Raw genomic sequence first — 19,487 nt, 5'->3', positions numbered from 1 at the left:
AAGAAAGCGAACGATATTTTATAATCAAAAAATGTAATAAACAGTGTAATATTAAACTGGCTTTACAATCCCTTCCAATAAACTGGCAAATCCCTGCATGTACGCTATATCTTGACTTGAAGTACGCGTCGCTGCATATAGCTGACAATGCACACCCTTTCCCAATGGTCGTGATACTACCCAACCTTTTTTCTCGTATTCAGCAACCACCCAATCAGGCAATGCTGCTACGCCGCGTTCACTAGCAACCAGCTGAATTAGCATCGCGGTTAGCTCTGTTGTACGAACACTATCAAAGCTTACTTGTGCTGGCGTCATAAAATTAGCAATGATATCGAGACGCTTGGCTTCTACCGGATAAGCAATTAATGTCTCGTTAATCAAGTCATCAGGGACAATAAATTTCTGAGCAGCTAAATCATGTGTTGGTGACAGCACCAAACGACTCTCGTACTCAAACAATGGCTGATAGCTGATACCGTCAAGCGGTAAATCACTGGTAGTAATAAGCAAATCGATATCGCCCTCCATCAGCAGATGATGCGGCTCAGGCTCAAACCCTGTGGCAAAGTCTAGCTCAACATCCGACCATTCACGGCGATAGTGGTTAAGTATCGGCATAAGCCAATCAAAGCAGCTGTGGCACTCTGATGCTAGGCGTAATCTACCTGCTTGACCGTGTGCTAAGCGTTTAAGATTAGATTTGGTACGGGTAACTTGCGGTAGGATATTGTCTGCCAATGCCAATACTACTCTACCTGCTGGCGTAAAGCTAAGCGGGCGAGTCCGGCGATTGACCAAGCTGATGTCGTAATAGTTCTCAAGCTCTTTTAATTGGTGCGAAACGGCGGAAGCAGTAACATGCAGCTCATCCGCCGCTGCTGCAAGTGAACCGTGCGCTCGTAGCGCGGTTAATGTATTGAGATGACGAAGCTCAAGCATAATAGTACCTAACCGCTAAGGTGAGAAAAATTCATTATAGTTGATATGGCGCTGACTTACACTCATAGTCCATTATCAATGATCAGTTAGCAAGCAATCAACATCTAGCGCTTACGTAACAATAACTGTGAGATAACGACCAATACTAGTGAAGCAACCAGCAATAACGTACCAATCGCGTTGACTTCTGGCTTGAGTCCTACGCGCACCATAGAGTAAATTCGCAGCGGTAAAATCTCATAGCTAGGCCCTGTGACAAAGGTCGACACTACTACATCATCTAGCGATAAAGTGAAAGCCAGCAACCAACCTGCCATGACCGCAGGCAAGATAACGGGAATCAATACGGTGCGCACCATGGTTGATTCATTGGCACCCAAGTCACGTGCCGCCTCCATTAAACGCTCATCTAAACTACTTAATCGTGCAAAGACGGTAATCACAACAAAAGGCAGGCAAAAAGTAATGTGCGCCAATAGCAGTGAGACAAAGCCCAATTGCAAACCAATCAATAAAAACAATGCTAGCAATGAAATAGCCAATACAATCTCAGGCGACATCATCAGGACAAATAGTAGCCCGTTTAGTAAGCCTTTGCCGCGGAAATTATAACGGTGTAGCGCCAGCGCGGTGAGCGTGCCGATCAAAGTTGAAACAGTGGCTGCCACCAAGCCTAAGACAATAGAGTGCCAAAACGCATCGAGCATCGCTTGATTGTTAAATAGTGACTCATACCACTTTAAGCTAAATCCGCCCCAGTTGTAGCCAATCTTTGACTTGTTGAAGGACATCACCACCAAAACAATGATGGGCAGGTATAACAAAGCATAAATCAGTCCGAGATAGCCTTTGGCGGTGATACTACCAATCTTGAGCGTACGATTTTTTTTATTCGATGAGCTATAGGACATTAGGCCACCTCGTTAAAATCGGTTTTGCCAATGCGGCGGCTACTGGCGCGGTAGGCAAGTAATAATACCGCCATCGCCAGTGTCAATAATACGCTTGCTGCTGCACCAAAGGGCCAATCTCGTGCATCCAAAAATTGGTTTTTGATGATATTACCGACCAATAAGTTACGCGAACCACCCAAAATGTCCGCCACATAAAACATGCCCATTGCAGGCAATAGCACTAACAGTACTCCAGAGATAATTCCAGGTGTCGTTAATGGCAGTACCACATGCCAAAAAGTCTGTGCTCTAGTTGCCCCCAAATCTTGCGAGGCGAGCAGCATATCATTGCGCAAGTCAGTAAATACTGCATATAGGGGCAGTACCATAAACGGAAATAATAAGTAAGTTAGCCCTGCAATCACCGCGCCTTGAGTATATAAAATATCGATAGGAGTATCGATTACGCCAATTGCCAGTAGCAATTTATTAATCAAACCATTGTTAGCAAAGAGCAGCTTTAATGCATACGTTCGTACCAAAGAATTGGTCCAAAATGGCAGTATTAGTAGCAGCATCAACAATGGCTGCCATCGCACCTTTACTTTGGAGATTAGCCATGCAAAAGGATAGCCAAGCAGTAGGCAAATAACCGTAGTGATACCTGCCATCCACAGTGAATGGACAAATACTTCAAAATACAACGGATCAATCATACGTAGGTAGCTGTCGATGCTGACAGGTAAGCTGATGAATGCGCTGCTATCGCGGGTCAAAAAACTAACAGCGATGACTAATATATTTGGCAATAGCGCAAATATCAGGAGCCAACCCCAAATTAGCCAAAGCGTGACGGTACGAAATGGACTTTTACTACCTAAGTGGTTGTGAGCCATCAGCTACCATCCTTTTGTACAGTCGTGTCTGAGACAGTTTTAGAGTCTTCTGGCAATACCCATTCCCAGCCATCTACCCATGAGACTTTGACACCTTCGTTTAGTTTGTAATCAAAGCTCGGGTCGTCTTCATCGAAAAACTCAGAAGCCTTAATAATATGGCCATTTGCCAATTCGATAATTGAGTCCAGCGTACTGCCTTTATAGTTACTCTCGATGACACGGCCTATCAATCCACTATGTTCATTATCTTTTGGGTCATATATTCGTAAGTCCTCGGGGCGCAGTAATAAATTAACGATATCGCCCACTTGCACGTCATTGGCAAAGCTGGGACGACGTAAGTTACGCAATGTAGTTGGCCCTTCTTGCGCCTGTGCTTCGCAAACTTCGACCTCGATGCGTCCGTTGGTCACTTTACCATCGCGATCTGGCTGGTTTGGGTAAACACCTTTTACCTCAGCTCTAAACAAATTGGTCTCGCCGATAAACTTGGCAGTAAATAGGTTGGCAGGGGTTTCATAAATCTCGATAGGCGTGCCGATTTGCTGGAAGGTGCCGTCTTTCATCACGGCAATACGATCTGACATCGACAGCGCTTCTTCTTGATCATGGGTCACGAAGACAAAGGTAATGCCCAGCTCACGTTGCAGGCGCTTCAGCTCAGATTGCATTTGTAGGCGCAGTTTATGATCGAGCGCAGATAATGGCTCATCAAGCAACAGCAGTTTAGGACGGTTAATCACTGCGCGTGCAATAGCAACTCGCTGCTGCTGACCGCCAGATAAGTCTTGCGGCTTTCGGTTGGCTAGATGCTCTAGTTGTACCATCGCTAGCATCTCGCTGACGCGTCTTTGGATTTCATCTTTCGGTACTTTTTTTAGCTTTAGTCCATACGCTACATTTTGAGCGACGCTCATATGAGGGAACAATGCATATTGTTGAAATACGGTATTGACTGGACGCTTATCGGCGGGCAACCCTGCCATCTGTACACCGTCCAAATATATTGCCCCAGCATTTGGCTGCTCAAAGCCGGCAATCAAACGCAGTAACGTCGTCTTGCCGCAGCCTGATGGGCCAAGTAGGGTCAAAAACTCACCATGTTTGATATCGAGATTGATGTCTTTTAGAACTTCGGTTCGATCATAAGTTTTTTTTAGACCAGTCAATTGCAGCAGCACCTGATCATCATGAGATGACGCAGAGGTGTTATGTGTACGTTGAGATAAATCGGTCATAATATCTTTTCCTAAGCGTCCAATATCTATATACAGCTGACTGTCATCAAAGGGATTGGCATGAGCGTAAGCATGAACTGAATGCTGCCTGAATGCTGCGTATTATAACAAACCCTTGATATAAGTCAGTGCAAGTTCGTTATAAATTACGCGACTCATACTGTCGTAGCAGCGATATGGACAGCTGTATTTTTAGATGTGATTGCATTCACGCAGCGATATTTAGACAAATTTTTTTACCGTTTTTTGGTTTTTATTCCTATACAATCACGTTATAGCTGACAAACATGGCTAGCCTAATATTTTGGCGATGATTAGCCAGTCTGTGCTTAAGTACATTTGTACAAAACAGCTTATAACCCTAATATTATTGATGATAAAGGATCTCTCATGCCTACCGATATACGTCCATCCACAGGTCAAGAAGCGCTTGAGCTTTTAAAAGCAGGTAATGCACGCTACGTTGATAGCCTCACCAGTACCGATCAATATATGCAGCGTCGTCCAGAGTTGGTCAAGGACCAAAATCCATTGGCCATTATTTTGGGCTGCTCAGATGCACGAGTGCCCGTTGAGATTGTGTTTGATCAGGGTTTGGGCGATTTGTTCGTTATACGAGTGGCGGGTAACGTCGTTGCACCATCACAGATTGGCTCAATCGAATTTGCCGCTGAAGCTTTTGGTACACAGTTGGTAGTGGTACTTGGACACTCAAATTGCGGCGCTGTCACTGCTTGTGTTGAAACGCTGATTAATCCTGAGCAGAACTATTCACCTAATTTGCAATCTATCGTTGATCGTATTCGCCCAAGCGTTTACAACTTGCACGAACTGGCAACTGCCAATGGTCAAGACGTCGATGCGGATGCACTGGTCGATCGCTCTATTCGCGCTAACGTACGTATGTCAGTCAGTCAGCTAAAACATGGATCACGTGCACTAGAAGACCTGACCAATAGTGGTCAGCTACTTGTTGTCGGTGCTGAGTACGACTTAGAGACAGGAAAGGTGCGCTTTTTGGATAGCTAGGCAGTTTTAGATAGCTGGTCGGGGCGTGGAGAAGAACATACCTTGTTCATATTCTTACAAAACGCTATCAGTTATTTCGCTGTTTTTTATTATGATAAGAGAACGACGCAAATTGTGACGATCATGATTTGCGTGTTTATGCATTTATTTTTTGAATTATATTAGGATAACTATGTCTACTTCATCTAACAACAATAATGACGCAATAGAACAGCCTGCTAGCAGCGTTAGTACGGATGGTGTCCAGCCAATTTCATCACAGACTACAGGCTTTACCTTTAATCACACCATGCTGCGTGTCAAAGATCCTGCTAAATCATTAGCGTTTTACACTGGTGTCTTAGGTATGACCTTACTTGCCGTCAAAAAATTCCCTGATATGGGGTTCGATTTATATTTCTTGGCTAAATTGTCCGAGAGCGAGCGCGAAAATTTGCCAACAGGTGACGACCTAGAAATATTTGCCTTCCGTCAGCGTGGGATTTTGGAGTTGACGCATAACTACGGTACTGAGACAAAAGCTGATTTTAGCTATCATGACGGTAATCAAGATCCACAGGGTTTTGGTCATATTTGTTTTAGCGTTCCAAGTTTGGATGAAGCGGTTGCTTGGTTTGATAAAAATGACGTCGAATTCAAAAAACGTCCAGAAGATGGCAGCATGAAAAACATTGCCTTTATCAAAGATGTAGACGGCTACTGGATTGAAATCGTTCAGGCTGATTTGATGGGTTAATTGTTCAAACGACCGCATCCATTGAGATAAATGTACTGATAGGAATAAATAAAACAAAGGAGTATCACCTAAATGCCTACTTCTGAGGCAGAAACAACGCTGAGTGCTGAGAGAGCTGCGCAGTCTACGACGAAAGATGGAATAACGTATCAAAGCATCCTTGGCTCAGCAAACGATATATGGGTTAGCTTTGTTGAACGAATCCCATATTTTGTTGCATCAATCATTGTTGTCCTAATTTTTTGGTTTTTATCCATTGTCTTCAAAAAAATCGTCCACAAATTATTAGGTAGCCGTAGCCGACATCAGAACTTGGTGAAAGTATTTCAGAGGGTAGGTGGTGCACTCATTTTCTTTATTGGTTTTATGATAGCGATGGTTATTGCAGTACCAGGATTTACCCCTGCTAAGCTGATCGGAGCGCTTGGTATTGGTTCGGTCGCTATCGGTTTTGCTTTTAAAGATATTTTTCAAAACTTGCTCTCTGGTATTTTGCTATTGATCTCAGAGCCGTTTCGTATCGGTGATCAGATTGTCTCAGGAGAATATGAAGGAACGGTCGAAGATATCAAAATACGGGCAACCACCATCAAGACCTATGATGGCAGGCAAGTAGTGATTCCAAACTCAGATCTTTATACTTCGGCGTTAACCGTCAATACCGCTTATAAGCAGCGCCGTCTACAGGTTGCAGTGGGTATTGGTTATGAAGATGATATCGAAGCTGCCAAAGCTGAGATTATAAAAGCATTAGATAAGATAGAGAGCGTCTCAAAGAAAGCAACGCCAAGCGTGATTGCTACTGGTTTTGGTGGTTCGTCCATTGACCTAATGGTACGCTGGTTTATCGAAGACGGGACACAAGCTCATAAGGTCGCCTCGATTCATCAAGTAATTGTAGGTATTAAAGATTCGTTGGATGCAGCGGGTGTAAACATTCCATTCCCAATACGTACGATTGATTTGAGTGATCCTTCAGTAGGTGCTATCGTTAATAAAATGAACGAGCAGCAAGAAGCTGTGAATATGAATAAAACAGTGGCAGAGTAGTGCGCTTATTAGATGTTCAGTTGAGATCAAGAGTTCAATTCCTATAATAACTCAGACAACTAAAAAACCGCCATACCTAGTGGTATGGCGGTTTTTCGTATTTATCTATCTACTAATTTATCTGTCTACTATAAGTATAAAGACTTATTCAGATTTTGCTCTAAAGTCAGTATGGCATGATTTACAGCTTGCACCAACTTGTCCAAAGGCAGGTTTGACGTCGTCCATGCTTGTAGCATTTTGTGCTGCAGCATTTAGCTCAGCCGTGACTTTTTGGAAGTTTTCAGCTTCGGCACTGAAGCCGTCAGCATCAGACCAAACTGCTTCGGTAGCATTGCCTACCGCTTCTGGGTCTTCAAAATGGCTCCAAGGTTTGGCAGCATCTTCTGCCAAGAACGCGGCTTGCTCTTTAAATACTTCAGCATCAAAGGTATCAGGTGCTTTTGCCATATCACCCATAACGCCCACCGCGTCGCCCCAGTTTTTCATGCTGTCTTGACGCGCTTGTACATCAGGGTTAGTCCCTGTTGACGTGCTACAGGCCGTTAGACCGAGTGCCGCCGCCATCAAAGTAACGCTAAACAGAGACTTGAAAGATTTGTTGGTATGAATCTGTGCCATATGACTTACTCCTTTAAACTTGGCTAATAGTAAGCGCAATTAGAAACGCTCGCTTTGACTTAAAATATAGTTATACAAGATACTGCCTAAAATTCTTTTGAGCACAGTTGCTAATAAAGAACGTCTTCTATTGTAACGGTTATCTATGCAATGAGGATGATATAGTTGTTATATCCTCGTAATATTTTAAATAAGCATAACTTAACATGGTTATGGCTGGTTGTGGTGTTTGTTTGATGGTTATGCAGCGTATTTCTGTACGATAACAGTGCGATAATGCTTCGTTTAAACAGTGCTGACAATGAAAAAGGTCAGCGATAGAGGCTGACCTTCCCAAAGTTTTCAGAGATATCAATATCGCGATATTGATAAAACCTAATTTACAAAACCTACAGTGCTAACCAATCACGCGGCTTTAAATAATAATCAGTCAACTCAAATTCAGGCGTTCCTTCAGTAGGCTCAAAACGATAATGCCAGCTGGCAAGCGGCGGCATACTGACTAGAATAGATTCGATACGCCCATTGCTCTGTAGCCCAAATAGCGTGCCACGATCATAGACCAAATTGTATTCGACGTAACGGCCACGGCGATAGAGCTGAAACTCGCGCTGCGCTTCAGTATAAGGCGTGTTTTTACGTTGTTCAAAAATCGGCATGATACCGTCAAGATAACCATTGCCCACTGCTTTCATAAAGTTAAAGCAAGTCTCAAAGTCCCAGCCGCGACTTTCAGTACTGACATCATCATAAAATAGACCGCCAATACCACGCTGTTCATCACGATGGCGCAGATGAAAATACTCATCACACCACTGTTTAAAGTCAGCGTAGATATTATCTCCGAATGGTGCGCACAGGTCATGACAGACTTGATGCCAATGTACGCAGTCCTCTAATACCGGATAAAAGGGCGTTAAGTCAAAACCACCACCAAACCACCAGATCGGCGCTTCGCCTTCCGCTTCTGCTACGAATAAACGCACATTGGCATGGCTCGTAGGTACATTTGGATTTTTGGGATGGACTACCAGTGACACGCCCATTGCTTGAGCTTTGCGTCCAGCGATATTAGGGTGACGTGCAGTAGCAGAGGCAGGTAAATTATGTACATGAATATGGCTGAACATGACGCCAGCTTTTTCGATGACTTCGCCATCTGCCAATACGCATGACCGACCGCCGCCGCCTTCAGGACGTTCCCAGTCATCAGGAATAAAGGTCGCATGCTCGTTGTTATTAGTGCCGCCATCGCGCTCTTGTGCTTCTAGTGCTTCACAAATACGCGCTTGTAAATCAACTAAAAACTCGCGCACTCTCATAATGTCATCATGGGTTGGCATCGTCACTGACGCTGCCATTGATAAGTCTGTTTCGTTATCTGTATTTGCAATACTCATATGATATCTATTTATTCAGGTGTATGGCTGTATTAAGGTCTGTGTCGTGAGAGACATCTTTATCAAGATTGATATTCTTATCAAACAAGTGGCCCATGCGATCACGTTTGGTTGCTAGATACTCAGCATTCATATCGTTGACACCGACCAATAATGGCACACGTTCAACAACATTAATACCATGCTCAGTCAGATAAGCAACCTTGTTTGGATTGTTGGTGATGAGCCTGACGGCATCAACCCCAACATGGGCAAGCATCGGACTACACATGTCGTAGATACGTGCATCAGCAGGCAAGCCTAACATGAGATTGGCATCCAATGTATCATGGCCTTGATCTTGTAGGGCATACGCACGAATTTTGTTGGTCAAGCCGATACCGCGACCTTCTTGACGCAAATATAAAATCGCACCGCAACCTGACTCTTGAATGGCTTGCATGGCAGTATTCAACTGCGGTCCGCAATCACATTTCAATGAGCTAAACGCATCGCCTGTTAGACATTCAGAATGAATACGAATGAGCGGTACTTGCTTTGCTACTGATTCGTCTTTTTGGCTCAATATTGTGTCGTCTGAAGATCGGCTAGCCATATCAACTGTCTTTTGGTCGACCACAGGCAGACCAACGGTCAGCATAACATGCTCTTGACCTTCGCTATTTTCGAAGATATGAATATCAAACTCGCCATGACGAGTGGGTAATTTGGCACTAGTGATAAATTGATATGACATTGCTGTCCTACATAAGCCTAAAGTTGTGGCGGTGAAAAGTATGTTATTGCTGTTTAAAACGAACGCTGTTTGAGATAGTTACTGTTCGAGATAACGACTGTTTACGAGATAAATATTAGTCGAGATAAGTATGTCACCTCAACTTTACTGCTAATACCAAGATAATACCAGTATAACCTGCTCACAAGGACAGCGTGCTCATTGTGTTTGTTATAAAAACACACAAAGTTCACAGACGACGCACGATGATTAAAGCGACAATTAAAAAAAAATGCTATTATGCCATACTATTTTGACGGATACAGTGACAAGTCTTTACCCTTACATTACTATGTCGTCACTAACATTCGCTATTGATGCGAAATAATAGGGCATAATGTCACCCCTCAGTAGTTAATAACGTAAACGCATCAATATTTTGATATCAAAAGGGCGGTGTTGACGCGTATTCTATTATGATAGCGTGTCACCTGTCGTAAGTAGCGCAGCTATACAAATACGAAAGTTGCATGAATAATTATATGGTCGATTACATCAATAATGATGTAGGTATTATTGACGTCTTTTAAATATAGTCATCGCTATATTTAAAAGACACGTCTTGTCAGCAGATTGGTAGGTATCGTACGGTTTATGCAGCAGTCACCTCATTCTCCAAAGTCTCAGTTCCTATCTACATCAGTGCTGGATTCTGCTGCTCAGCTATCGAGCTTACAGCAGACCTATACTGTGATTCCACGTGTGCGTCCTCATACGCCATTGCTTGATGCAATTGATACACCCACTGGACTTAGCACGCTTTCAACGGCCAATCTTATTACGCTGGCTGATGAGTTGCGCCTTTTTTTATTGTATTCAGCTGGTCAGAGCGGTGGGCATTTTGGTGCTAATTTGGGCGTGGTTGAACTGACAATCGTTTTGCATTATTTGTTAGATGCGCCGCAAGACCAAATCGTTTGGGACGTGGGTCACCAAGCCTATGCTCATAAAGTATTGACAGGCCGCCGCGAGCAGCTAGGTACGATCAGATCTAAGGATGGTCTGACAGCATTCCCTGAGCGCGCAGAGTCTGTCTACGATACATTCGGTGTCGGACACTCATCGACCTCTATTTCAGCTGGTCTGGGCATGAGTCTTGCATTGCGTTATCAAGGCCGCGAGCAAAATGTTGCCTGTATCATCGGTGATGGTGCGATGACAGGTGGTATGGCATTTGAGGCGATGAATGATGCAGTACAGCAAGATGCTGATTTGCTAGTTATTCTAAATGACAATGATATGTCGATATCTTGCTCTATTGGCGGATTTTCAAGACATTTGGCAATGCTTTGGGAGTCAGGCTACCAAGTGGATATCTCTGAGTCAGGCGAGCCAGTACTTTGTCACCGTCCTGATATGCAAGCGTTTGATCGCCGCAAGCGTCACAAAGAGATGCGCGACGTTCCGCAGCTAGAAGATAATTTATTTAAAGCCATTGGTTTTACCTATTTTGGACCATTTGATGGTCATAATATCCCTGAACTACTGCGTGTATTGTCACTGGCAAAGCAAGTAAAGGGTCCAGTATTGGTACATATCTATACCACTAAAGGTAAAGGGTTTGCATCAGCAGAGTTGGATCCAGTGGGCTATCATGCAATCAGCAAATTACCAGTCGAAAATCATGAAGAGCATAAAAGTTCTAAAGCTGACTCTATAGAGCAGCCGAAGAAACAACCAAATACAAAGCCAGCGTTAAAATATTCGCAAGTGTTTGGGCAGTTTCTATGTGATAAAGCGGCTGAAGATGATAAGTTGCTAGCCATCACACCAGCCATGGAAGAAGGCTCAGGGATGACTGATTTTGCTCGTCATTTTCCAGAGCGTTTTTTTGATGTGGCCATTGCTGAGCAACACGCGGTCACGCTAGCGGCTGGGATGGCGACTCAAGGCGTCAAACCTATTGTCGCGATTTATTCAACGTTCTTGCAGCGCGGATATGATCAGCTGATCCATGACGTGGCTTTACAAAACCTCGATGTTATGTTTGCCATTGATCGAGCGGGCTTAGTTGGCGAAGATGGTGCTACGCATGCTGGCGTGTTTGATTTTGGATTTTTGCGTTGTGTGCCTAATATGGTGATTGCAGCGCCGAAAGACGAGAACGAATGCTACCATTTGCTCAATACTTGCTATGAATATCCAGGCTGCACGGCCGTACGTTATCCACGTGGTACAGGTACAGGTGCTGATATTAAGCAGCCAGCCCAAACTTATAAAATTGGTGAAGCGGTCGTTGAGTCAATATTAGGTAAATCTGATGCGCCTTACAAACTGGCATTATTGGCTTTTGGTACAATGGTAGCAACTGCTCAGCAAGCCGCAGAAATCTTAGCGGACGATTCAGCGTTAGAATGTCAGATACATATGGTCAATATGCGCTGGGTAAAACCGCTAGATACAGCAATGCTTGAGACGTTACTGGCACAAGGAGTCACTCATATAGCAACCCTAGAAGAGCACATGATTATGGGCGGCGCAGGTAGTGCGGTAAATGAGTATTTGCTCAACGAGTCGGATGCCTTTAAGAAAAATCGTCCAGCTATTGCTAATATCGGTATTCCTGATCGCTTTATTGCACATGGCTCCCAAGCAGAGCAGTGGGCCGACTGTGGTTTAGATGTTGAAGGCGTGCTCAAACAGCTTAAGATGCTGTTATCGTAGATACTGTGTTTAACGTTACAATATTATTTTAAAAATTAATGCGCTAAAAAGGTATTAATAAAAACAGATATACGCTCTTTAAACAGAGCAAACGCCTGCTAGCCGTAGGTGCTAACTTTTTTACAATTTGCGCAGTTTAGATGATCGCCAAAATACGGGCGTGGTCAGCGTGACGGTTTTTTCGTTTTTATCGAACAATTTTAGTATAATGCGGTTGTCGTTTATAAATTTTTACGTATAAAAGACACGTTTTTAATCGCATAGATGTGGTGTGATGCGGCGGCTGTTTGGCATGTTGTGGGCACAGAGTTGGTCTTATTTTTTATATTCATTCATTAAGCAAATAGGTTATTTATGGAACCCATGGTCGTCATCGCAGCGCGTACTGCTGAAAAAGTTGGTAAAGAGATTTTATATGCGCATCAAAACCGTCACAAAATCGAGTTAGATATTGAGTCTAAAGGGCTTGATGGTTTGGTTACTCGCATCGATCGCTTTAGCGAAGAGCTTACCATTGAGACGCTAAAAGCCAGCTATCCTAATCATTCATTTTTGGGTGAAGAGTTTGGTATGCAAGAAGGTCGCGGCGAAGATGCTGACTGGTGCTGGATTATCGATCCGCTAGATGGCACTAAAAACTTTGTTCATGGTGTACCACAGTTCTGCGTATCCATCGCTGTACAGCACAAAGGCGTTACCCAGCATGGTGTGGTTTATGATCCTGTTCGTGATGAGATGTTCTCAGCGAGCCGTGGTAAAGGCGCACGTTTAAATAATCGCCGTATGCAAGTGAGCGAACGTAAAACTATCGACGGTGGTTTCTTTACGACAGGTCATCCGCTTGAGCGTAAGCGTAATGGTGAAGTAGTTTCTTTTGCCAAACAGCACTTTGAGAGCTTACAAAAGGTCTCTGAAGCAGGTGGTCAGGTTCGTCGTATGGGTTCAGCAGCGCTTGATTTATGCTATGTGGCTGCTGGTCGTTTTGATGGTTACTTTGAAATGTCAATTAAGCCGTGGGATATTGCCGCAGGTGAATTGATTGTGACTGAAGCACGCGGTGTTGTAGTGGATCATACTGGCGCACACAACTCTATGACCTCAGGCTCGATCTTTGCTTGTAACGTTAAGCTACTAAAACCATTGATGCAAATGGTTGTGCCAGCTTGGGGCGACGTTATTTAAAAGCGGCGTATCAAAAAGAAATATTATCTAAAGCTCATACAACTAAAAATGATTACAGCTGGTAGTCGCTTTTAGAACATATACTGAAAAGCTGGTTCCATTATGGAGCCAGCTTTTTTGCTTTTTGACGTGTCTTATCTTTTACCGTGATACCTTGAAACTCAAGCTCTTTGCTGGTTGTCTCTAACAGGTCGAGCTCTTCTTCTATATGCATCAGCATGTCTTGCATATGTGGTAGTGCTTTACTACACGCTGTGATGCCAAACTCTATCTTATCCAAATAACTGGCTAAAGTGATGTTCATCGCTTGACCATTAAAGACAATAGAAGCAGGGTACAAAGACTGCAGACGTGCGCCATTCCAGTACAGCGGCTTTTCAGAGCCAGGTACGTTTGAGATGATGAGGTTAAAGGCTTGTTTTTTAGGAAACAGACCCGTAGCCAAATTGATTCCCTGCCACAGATAGGAGACGACACTGTAGTTGATTACTTGCGCTTGATTCATGCGGCGAAAGCGACGTTTACCGTTATTCATGCTACGGTGAATAAGTTCCATTCTGCGTAGTGGGTTGTCTAAATGGGTGCCCAAATTCGCTAAAACAAATGACAACTGATTACCAGATATACTATTGTCGGTACGTAGCGACATCGGAACAAAAGCAATAAGAGGCTTGGTTGGTAACGAATCCATCGCGATTAAGTAACGACGAATAGCGCCTGCACATACCGCCAGTACCACATCGTTCCTACTAATTTTGAGCCTTTCAGCGATATCGTTAAAACGCTGTATGTCATAAGACTGAGCAGCGACTCTTCTTGAAGCCGATATGCGTCTGTTCAAAATACTCATTGGTGCATCAAAGGTACTAACATACCCTTCATCGCCGTAATTTTTTATATTGTCGATCACTTCTGCAAAGACAGGTTTGATGGTTGATATTTGTTCTTTTAAGATGCGTCTAAACGATCTTTCCTTGGGTAAGATAGCGTTTACTTGGTTGCGATGGCGTGCCATTAACGACCAGACAGGCAAAGTAACCGGTTCAGTCGGCGACTGTGACAGGGATTTTTTGACTAGACGCATCGCTGCGATGCCATCAACCAAAGAGTGATGAATCTTAAAGTACCAAGCAAAACGTTCAGGTCCACCTTCAACTTCTGGCTGAATACCTTCAATAACGTGACATTCCCACAAAGGCATGGCGCGATCTAATAAACGCCCATGCTCTCTTGAGACGTACATCATTAGCTCGCGAACACGCCCAGGACTTGGCAAAGCGACATGATGTAAATGATGCTCAACATCAAAGTCTTTATCTTTTTTCCAAAAAGCTAAGTGTTCAAGTACCTGATTAAAAGGAAAGCTGGGCGGCACATCGGATTCTTGCATTTGTTTTACCAATTGATAGACAAAATCGCTATCAGCATTATCTGGTAACTCAAAGACAAACAGTCCACCAACGTGCATGGGCTGTTTACGCGACTCAAGAAGTAGGAATAACTGGTCGACTGCTGTGAGAAGTCGCATAATAAATCCTTTTATGACGATAAGTGTTATACGAAAACTATAACAAGTAGATATTCAATGAAATAACATTTTTATTATTTTATAGAGCGTATTAAGTAATCAAACATAGCACTGACAGCACTATACGTAAATAATCAATACGCTCTATTATGACATGTCATCCATACTTCAAATTATTGAAAGAAGTAACCTGTCTGAGGTGAACTGGCCGTAGCCATCTTACGCATTGGCATACGACCTGCCAAAAACGCAGCGCGACCTGCCCACATAGCATGCTTCATTGCGTGTGCCATCATTACCGGGTTTTGTGCGTTGGCAATGGCTGAGTTCATCAGTACACCATCACAGCCAAGCTCCATGGCAAGTGCAGCATCAGACGCAGTACCGACACCAGCGTCAACCAATACTGGTACCTTGGCATTTTCAATTATGATACTAAGCGTGTGACGATTGAGTAGACCGAGTCCTGAACCAATCAAGCTACCAAGCGGCATGATAGCGACACAGCCCATGCTTTCTAATTCTTGTGCGACGATAGGGTCATCTGACGTATAAACCATTACTTCAAAACCATCATCGATCAATACTTTAGCCGCTTTTAGCGTTTCCATAACGTTTGGGTATAGGGTTTTTTCATCACCCAATACTTCAAGCTTAACCAAATTGTGACCGCCCAATAGCTCGCGAGCAAGCTTGCAAGTACGAACGGCAGTTTCGGCGTCAAAGCAACCAGCAGTATTAGGTAATATCGTATATTTATCAGGTGAAATTACATCTAATAAGTTGGGCTCATCACTATTTTGTCCAATATTGACACGGCGAATAGCAACGGTCACGATTTCGGCTGCTGAAGCGGCAATAGCTTCTCCAGTCTCTGTCATATCTTTATATTTACCTGTACCGACCAGCAGACGCGAAGAAAAAGTACGGCTACCAACAGTAAAGGTATCTTGTAGAAGTGGTGTTGGATTAGTAATGCTAATGTTCTCTGACATAACGGAAAATCCTAATATCGAGCGGGAGAAGGGGACAGATAAAGTATGATGGGTAATCTAAGCGATCTAAAAATTGTAATAAACAATGGCAAGCTGTCTGCAAAAAAATCGCATGATATGCTAACTCTTATAGCCATAATATGTGATAGGCGATAGGTATAAAGTACCAATCACATAAAATAATACCCGTCTAAAACAAAATGCTATTATAACAAACTCATGCAACCTTACTGGCAGTCTTTTTTGATTCGAACTGTTAAGGACAAGGCATCCATCATGTCTTGGCGTGCGTTCTTTTTATCTTATCTTCATTTATTGGGCCGTCTTTATGATGCAGTTGCCATACAGTTTTGCAAAACGCCATCAGGTTTTGGCCATACTTGCGATAGATCCTGAGTTACCACCGACATTGGTACTTACTAAAGCGACCCCATTGTCAGCGATCAATGAAGCGGTGCGGTTTTTACAACAGCAAGGCATTCGTAGTGTACCCACTTACGAAAGTGTCAGCGCCGATGATTTTGAAAAACGTATGAATGCGGTTTATGCTGGCAATACAGGAGAGTCACAGCATATTGCTGCTGGACTTGAAGACCACCCTGATCTCGACAGCTTGGCAGATAGCGTTCCTGAAACTGAAGACTTGATGGATCAGCAGGACGATGCGCCTATCATTCGCTTGATCAACGCATTGTTGTCAGAGGCCATTCGCTTAAGTGCCTCAGATATTCATATCGAAACTTTTGAAAAACGCTTAGTCGTCCGTTTCCGAGTTGATGGTGAGCTAAAAGAAATCATCGCACCAAAACGCCAGCTGGCTCCGCTGCTAGTATCGCGTATTAAAGTAATGGCCAGATTGGATATCGCTGAAAAGCGGGTACCGCAAGATGGTCGTATCAGTTTAAGATTGGCAGGGCGAGAAGTCGATGTACGTGTATCGACTTTACCATCGAGCTTTGGTGAGCGTGTAGTGATGCGTCTATTAGATAAGCAGGCGGGTCGTCTTAATATGACGTATTTGGGACTTTCTGATAATGACTATACTGAGCTAAAGCGCTTAATTCATCGTCCGCATGGCATTATTTTGGTGACAGGCCCGACTGGCTCGGGTAAAACCACGACGCTATATTCTGCATTGACCGATTTAAATGATCAAACTCGCAATATTTTAACTGCTGAAGATCCGATTGAGTTTCAGCTTGATGGTATCGGGCAAACACAGGTCAACAATAAAGTCGACATGACGTTTGCTAAAAGCTTGCGCGCAATGCTGCGCCAAGATCCTGATGTGGTAATGGTTGGTGAAATTCGTGATTTAGAGACAGCAGAGATTGCCGTACAAGCTTCTTTGACAGGGCACTTAGTATTATCAACCCTACATACCAATACTGCTATCGGTGCGGTTACTCGATTGCAGGATATGGGAGTTGAGCCGTTTCTGTTATCGTCGTCGCTGATTGGCGTAGTAGCGCAGCGTTTGGTGCGTACTTTGTGTTCACATTGTCAAAGCTGGCACGATGCCGATACTGAGCAAGCCAAAATTTTTACCGAAATTGGCATTGGGTCAGTGCAAAAGAATAATGTCGAACCTATAGCAAAAGAGTCGATTCGTTTGCCGAAACCAGTGGGCTGCGATAAATGTAATCAGTCAGGGTTTAAAGGACGTACCGCTATATATGAAGTCGTGCCAATCGACGATACATTACGCCGTATGATTCATAGCAATACAGCCGAGTATGAACTAGAAGAGTATGCACGCCAGCAAACCCCATCGATTCGTGCAGATGGTTTACGTAAAGTCATAGAAGGGCGCACGACATTGGAGGAAGTGCTGCGAGTGACGAAAGAAAGTGCGTTAACGGACGACACGAGCTTGGTATAAATGCTTGTAAGAAATATATGCATAACAGATAAAAATAACTGACGTTAGTAGTCAGTTATTTTAATATTTTTCTGATTTTAAAGCTTTAGCGTTTTTAACCACTATTATTTTGCAGCCATACATTCAATTTCAACGCTTGCGCCAGCGGCTAGTTCTGATACAACAAAAGCTGAGCGTGCAGGATATGGTTTCATCAATTCAGCCTTGTAGACTTTATTGAAGTCATCAAAGTCATCCATGTCGGTCAGCATGACCATACATTTAACGATATCAGATTTCTGGTAGCCATATTTTAATAACGTACTGTGGATATTATCTAGCACTTGCTTGGTCTCAGCTTTGATACCGCCTTTGACCAGCTTGCCATCTTTAAAGCCAATTTGCCCCGACATATATAATGTATTGCCCACGCGTACGGCTTCTGAAAAAGGATAAGTACCGCCATCACCTAAGAAAACAGGGCTAGAGTTAGCAATGCTAACAGCAGTCGTCGTGTTGGCATTAGCGCTATGAACAAAACCCAATGAGCACATAGCGACGAGCGATAGCGTAGATAGGGAAGTACTAAGTTTAGACATACTGTTTCCTCATTGGATTTGTTGGTTATCAGTTGTGTATCAACTACTGATCATCACTATCATGTTGAGTAGATGATACATCGCTTTCTTCGATGGGTGCCTCGGTCTTAGTGTCATCTTCTGCGATTTTTTCAGACGCTTTACCTTGGCGACGTGCCTCTAGTTCAGCTTTTGGTATCCATGCCCAAATCATCTCAACCACAATTGGGTCGCGGTCGCTGTCAGACTCACGATCTTTGATGACACAAGGGATAACCATCTCACCTTTTGGTGTGTTTAGGATATCCAAACGCTGTTCGTCAGACAAACTTGCCACAGCAGCAATTTGACCTTTTTTGATCGGACGATGGAAATTTACTGAGTAAGATTTAATCAGTAGGATACGATCAGAGGGCAAGTTTAAACCCAGAATAAACCCCGTCGCTGTTTCAGCCAGTAACGTGATGGCGACTGCATGGATAGAACCGATATGGTTTTGGACAGCTTTATTGTTGTTGAGACTGACGACGACTTGGTTTGGTTCTACCGTCTCATAATAAATGCCAGTGGTGCCGACATATGGGACAACTTTGCCAAAAGCTTTAGATAAAATACTTGAGCGTGCACCAGCAGGCAGGTATTTAGTGACGGATAACAGTTTAGTAAACTGATTACTAATTGGTTTTAGCGTGCTACTGGGTTTCTCAACTGATGATTTTGTGCTGTCAGATGCTTTGGCTGGCAGTTTATTGGTCAACTTGGTGGGTAGTTTTTTTAATAATCCTGGCATACAAAATTCCTTGACGTAAATGAGTTGAATGACATTCTTAACACGGCTTTTTAGGATAGTGGCGAAAAATATAGATTATAAAAGCCGCTGCAAATACTATGTTACATCAACCATTGTCTTCCTACTATTATTAGCATGAACTGCTGCGCTTATAAAACAATAGTAGCGTGGCTATGTTGCTAGGTTATGTCATCAATTTAGATCACCACTTAAAGTAGCTTAGTTATCTTATATATCAGTATTATTTGGACATTAGCATTATTAAGTGATTGGTATAGGCAGTTCAATATAACTTAGATACAAGGA

General features: G+C 43.3%; 17 protein-coding genes. 6 read left to right on the top strand and 11 right to left on the bottom strand.

What is annotated here, in order from left to right; translation table 11 throughout:
• Positions 1-51 precede the first annotated feature (51 nt).
• The 4 genes from ACT3QN_RS04185 to potA form a co-directional block, all read right to left on the bottom strand.
• Positions 52-942: a LysR substrate-binding domain-containing protein gene (locus ACT3QN_RS04185; protein WP_444529012.1), complete on the bottom strand. Its 891-nt coding sequence runs from the start codon at positions 940-942 to the stop codon at positions 52-54.
• A gap of 104 nt (positions 943-1,046) precedes the next feature.
• Complete coding sequence (gene potC / locus ACT3QN_RS04180) at positions 1,047-1,853, bottom strand: spermidine/putrescine ABC transporter permease PotC (RefSeq protein WP_444529011.1); 807 nt, start codon at positions 1,851-1,853, stop codon at positions 1,047-1,049.
• Positions 1,853-2,731: a spermidine/putrescine ABC transporter permease PotB gene (gene potB, locus ACT3QN_RS04175; RefSeq protein WP_444529010.1), complete on the bottom strand. Its 879-nt coding sequence runs from the start codon at positions 2,729-2,731 to the stop codon at positions 1,853-1,855. The genes potC and potB overlap by 1 nt, the downstream gene beginning before the upstream one ends.
• The gene (potA, locus tag ACT3QN_RS04170; RefSeq protein ID WP_444529009.1) at positions 2,731-3,972 is read right to left on the bottom strand and encodes a spermidine/putrescine ABC transporter ATP-binding protein PotA; all 1,242 of its coding nucleotides are present in this window, start codon (positions 3,970-3,972) and stop codon (positions 2,731-2,733) included. Before potA ends, potB begins: the two co-directional genes overlap by 1 nt.
• 390 nt (positions 3,973-4,362) lie before the next feature.
• Here potA and ACT3QN_RS04165 point away from each other — a divergent pair, with 390 nt between their 5' ends.
• The 3 genes from ACT3QN_RS04165 (at position 4,363) to ACT3QN_RS04155 (ending at position 6,787) form a co-directional block, all read left to right on the top strand.
• Complete coding sequence (locus tag ACT3QN_RS04165; protein ID WP_444521168.1) at positions 4,363-5,001, top strand: carbonic anhydrase; 639 nt, start codon at positions 4,363-4,365, stop codon at positions 4,999-5,001.
• A gap of 172 nt (positions 5,002-5,173) precedes the next feature.
• Positions 5,174-5,737, top strand: coding sequence for a lactoylglutathione lyase (gene gloA / locus ACT3QN_RS04160; protein WP_444529008.1), 564 nt, complete (start codon positions 5,174-5,176; stop codon positions 5,735-5,737).
• Positions 5,738-5,809: 72 nt separating this feature from the next.
• Complete coding sequence (locus ACT3QN_RS04155; RefSeq protein ID WP_444529007.1) at positions 5,810-6,787, top strand: mechanosensitive ion channel family protein; 978 nt, start codon at positions 5,810-5,812, stop codon at positions 6,785-6,787.
• 144 nt (positions 6,788-6,931) lie between these two features.
• Here the strand turns inward: ACT3QN_RS04155 and ACT3QN_RS04150 are convergent, their stop codons facing one another.
• The 3 genes from ACT3QN_RS04150 to ribA all read right to left on the bottom strand — a co-directional run bounded on the left by ACT3QN_RS04150 (position 6,932) and on the right by ribA (position 9,544).
• On the bottom strand, positions 6,932-7,408 hold the full coding sequence (locus tag ACT3QN_RS04150) for a c-type cytochrome (protein ID WP_444529006.1): 477 nt from the start codon (positions 7,406-7,408) through the stop codon (positions 6,932-6,934).
• Between the two features lie 389 nt (positions 7,409-7,797).
• Positions 7,798-8,808, bottom strand: coding sequence for an oxygen-dependent coproporphyrinogen oxidase (hemF, locus tag ACT3QN_RS04145; protein ID WP_444529005.1), 1,011 nt, complete (start codon positions 8,806-8,808; stop codon positions 7,798-7,800).
• A 7-nt stretch (positions 8,809-8,815) separates the two neighbouring features.
• Positions 8,816-9,544, bottom strand: coding sequence for a GTP cyclohydrolase II (gene ribA / locus ACT3QN_RS04140; protein WP_444529004.1), 729 nt, complete (start codon positions 9,542-9,544; stop codon positions 8,816-8,818).
• Positions 9,545-10,177: 633 nt separating this feature from the next.
• Here ribA and dxs point away from each other — a divergent pair.
• Positions 10,178-12,247 carry a 1-deoxy-D-xylulose-5-phosphate synthase gene (dxs, locus tag ACT3QN_RS04135; RefSeq protein ID WP_444529003.1) on the top strand — a complete coding sequence of 690 codons (2,070 nt, stop codon included), beginning with the start codon at positions 10,178-10,180 and terminating at the stop codon, positions 12,245-12,247.
• A 354-nt stretch (positions 12,248-12,601) separates the two neighbouring features.
• Positions 12,602-13,429: an inositol monophosphatase family protein gene (locus ACT3QN_RS04130; RefSeq protein ID WP_444521175.1), complete on the top strand. Its 828-nt coding sequence runs from the start codon at positions 12,602-12,604 to the stop codon at positions 13,427-13,429.
• 100 nt (positions 13,430-13,529) lie between these two features.
• Here ACT3QN_RS04130 and ACT3QN_RS04125 read toward each other — a convergent pair whose 3' ends face one another.
• Together ACT3QN_RS04125 and ACT3QN_RS04120 are read right to left on the bottom strand one after the other, a co-directional pair.
• Positions 13,530-14,957: a WS/DGAT/MGAT family O-acyltransferase gene (locus ACT3QN_RS04125; RefSeq protein ID WP_444522232.1), complete on the bottom strand. Its 1,428-nt coding sequence runs from the start codon at positions 14,955-14,957 to the stop codon at positions 13,530-13,532.
• Positions 14,958-15,130: 173 nt separating this feature from the next.
• Entirely contained in the window at positions 15,131-15,952 is an 822-nt protein-coding gene (locus ACT3QN_RS04120) for a thiazole synthase (protein WP_444522231.1), read from the bottom strand.
• 328 nt (positions 15,953-16,280) lie between these two features.
• On the opposite strand from ACT3QN_RS04120, the gene gspE reads away from it, so the two are divergent.
• Entirely contained in the window at positions 16,281-17,834 is a 1,554-nt protein-coding gene (gene gspE, locus ACT3QN_RS04115; RefSeq protein ID WP_444529002.1) for a type II secretion system ATPase GspE, read from the top strand.
• A 104-nt stretch (positions 17,835-17,938) separates the two neighbouring features.
• Here gspE and ACT3QN_RS04110 read toward each other — a convergent pair whose 3' ends face one another.
• Positions 17,939-18,412: a RidA family protein gene (locus ACT3QN_RS04110; RefSeq protein WP_444529001.1), complete on the bottom strand. Its 474-nt coding sequence runs from the start codon at positions 18,410-18,412 to the stop codon at positions 17,939-17,941.
• A 43-nt stretch (positions 18,413-18,455) separates the two neighbouring features.
• Complete coding sequence (locus ACT3QN_RS04105; RefSeq protein ID WP_444529000.1) at positions 18,456-19,181, bottom strand: DUF4442 domain-containing protein; 726 nt, start codon at positions 19,179-19,181, stop codon at positions 18,456-18,458.
• Between the last annotated feature and the right edge of the window lie 306 nt (positions 19,182-19,487).

It is taken from the genome of Psychrobacter sp. AOP7-C1-14, assembly GCF_052376135.1.
Classification (GTDB): domain Bacteria; phylum Pseudomonadota; class Gammaproteobacteria; order Pseudomonadales; family Moraxellaceae; genus Psychrobacter.
The sequence above is the reverse complement of the archived record's forward strand: the minus strand, read 5'-3'. Positions and strand labels throughout refer to the sequence as shown.

What these genes read in the sequence shown, in the direction of transcription:
- ACT3QN_RS04165 (WP_444521168.1), top strand. Translation starts at nt 4,363, where the DNA reads ATGCCTACCGATATACGTCCATCCACAGGTCAAGAAGCGCTTGAGCTT.
- gloA (WP_444529008.1), top strand. Translation starts at nt 5,174, where the DNA reads ATGTCTACTTCATCTAACAACAATAATGACGCAATAGAACAGCCTGCT.
- ribA (WP_444529004.1), bottom strand. Translation starts at nt 9,544, where the DNA reads ATGTCATATCAATTTATCACTAGTGCCAAATTACCCACTCGTCATGGC.
- ACT3QN_RS04155 (WP_444529007.1), top strand. Translation starts at nt 5,810, where the DNA reads ATGCCTACTTCTGAGGCAGAAACAACGCTGAGTGCTGAGAGAGCTGCG.
- potB (WP_444529010.1), bottom strand. Translation starts at nt 2,731, where the DNA reads ATGGCTCACAACCACTTAGGTAGTAAAAGTCCATTTCGTACCGTCACG.
- ACT3QN_RS04185 (WP_444529012.1), bottom strand. Translation starts at nt 942, where the DNA reads ATGCTTGAGCTTCGTCATCTCAATACATTAACCGCGCTACGAGCGCAC.
- gspE (WP_444529002.1), top strand. Translation starts at nt 16,281, where the DNA reads ATGATGCAGTTGCCATACAGTTTTGCAAAACGCCATCAGGTTTTGGCC.
- ACT3QN_RS04110 (WP_444529001.1), bottom strand. Translation starts at nt 18,412, where the DNA reads ATGTCTAAACTTAGTACTTCCCTATCTACGCTATCGCTCGTCGCTATG.
- ACT3QN_RS04130 (WP_444521175.1), top strand. Translation starts at nt 12,602, where the DNA reads ATGGAACCCATGGTCGTCATCGCAGCGCGTACTGCTGAAAAAGTTGGT.
- ACT3QN_RS04125 (WP_444522232.1), bottom strand. Translation starts at nt 14,957, where the DNA reads ATGCGACTTCTCACAGCAGTCGACCAGTTATTCCTACTTCTTGAGTCG.
- potC (WP_444529011.1), bottom strand. Translation starts at nt 1,853, where the DNA reads ATGTCCTATAGCTCATCGAATAAAAAAAATCGTACGCTCAAGATTGGT.
- hemF (WP_444529005.1), bottom strand. Translation starts at nt 8,808, where the DNA reads ATGAGTATTGCAAATACAGATAACGAAACAGACTTATCAATGGCAGCG.
- dxs (WP_444529003.1), top strand. Translation starts at nt 10,178, where the DNA reads ATGCAGCAGTCACCTCATTCTCCAAAGTCTCAGTTCCTATCTACATCA.
- ACT3QN_RS04120 (WP_444522231.1), bottom strand. Translation starts at nt 15,952, where the DNA reads ATGTCAGAGAACATTAGCATTACTAATCCAACACCACTTCTACAAGAT.
- ACT3QN_RS04105 (WP_444529000.1), bottom strand. Translation starts at nt 19,181, where the DNA reads ATGCCAGGATTATTAAAAAAACTACCCACCAAGTTGACCAATAAACTG.
- potA (WP_444529009.1), bottom strand. Translation starts at nt 3,972, where the DNA reads ATGACCGATTTATCTCAACGTACACATAACACCTCTGCGTCATCTCAT.
- ACT3QN_RS04150 (WP_444529006.1), bottom strand. Translation starts at nt 7,408, where the DNA reads ATGGCACAGATTCATACCAACAAATCTTTCAAGTCTCTGTTTAGCGTT.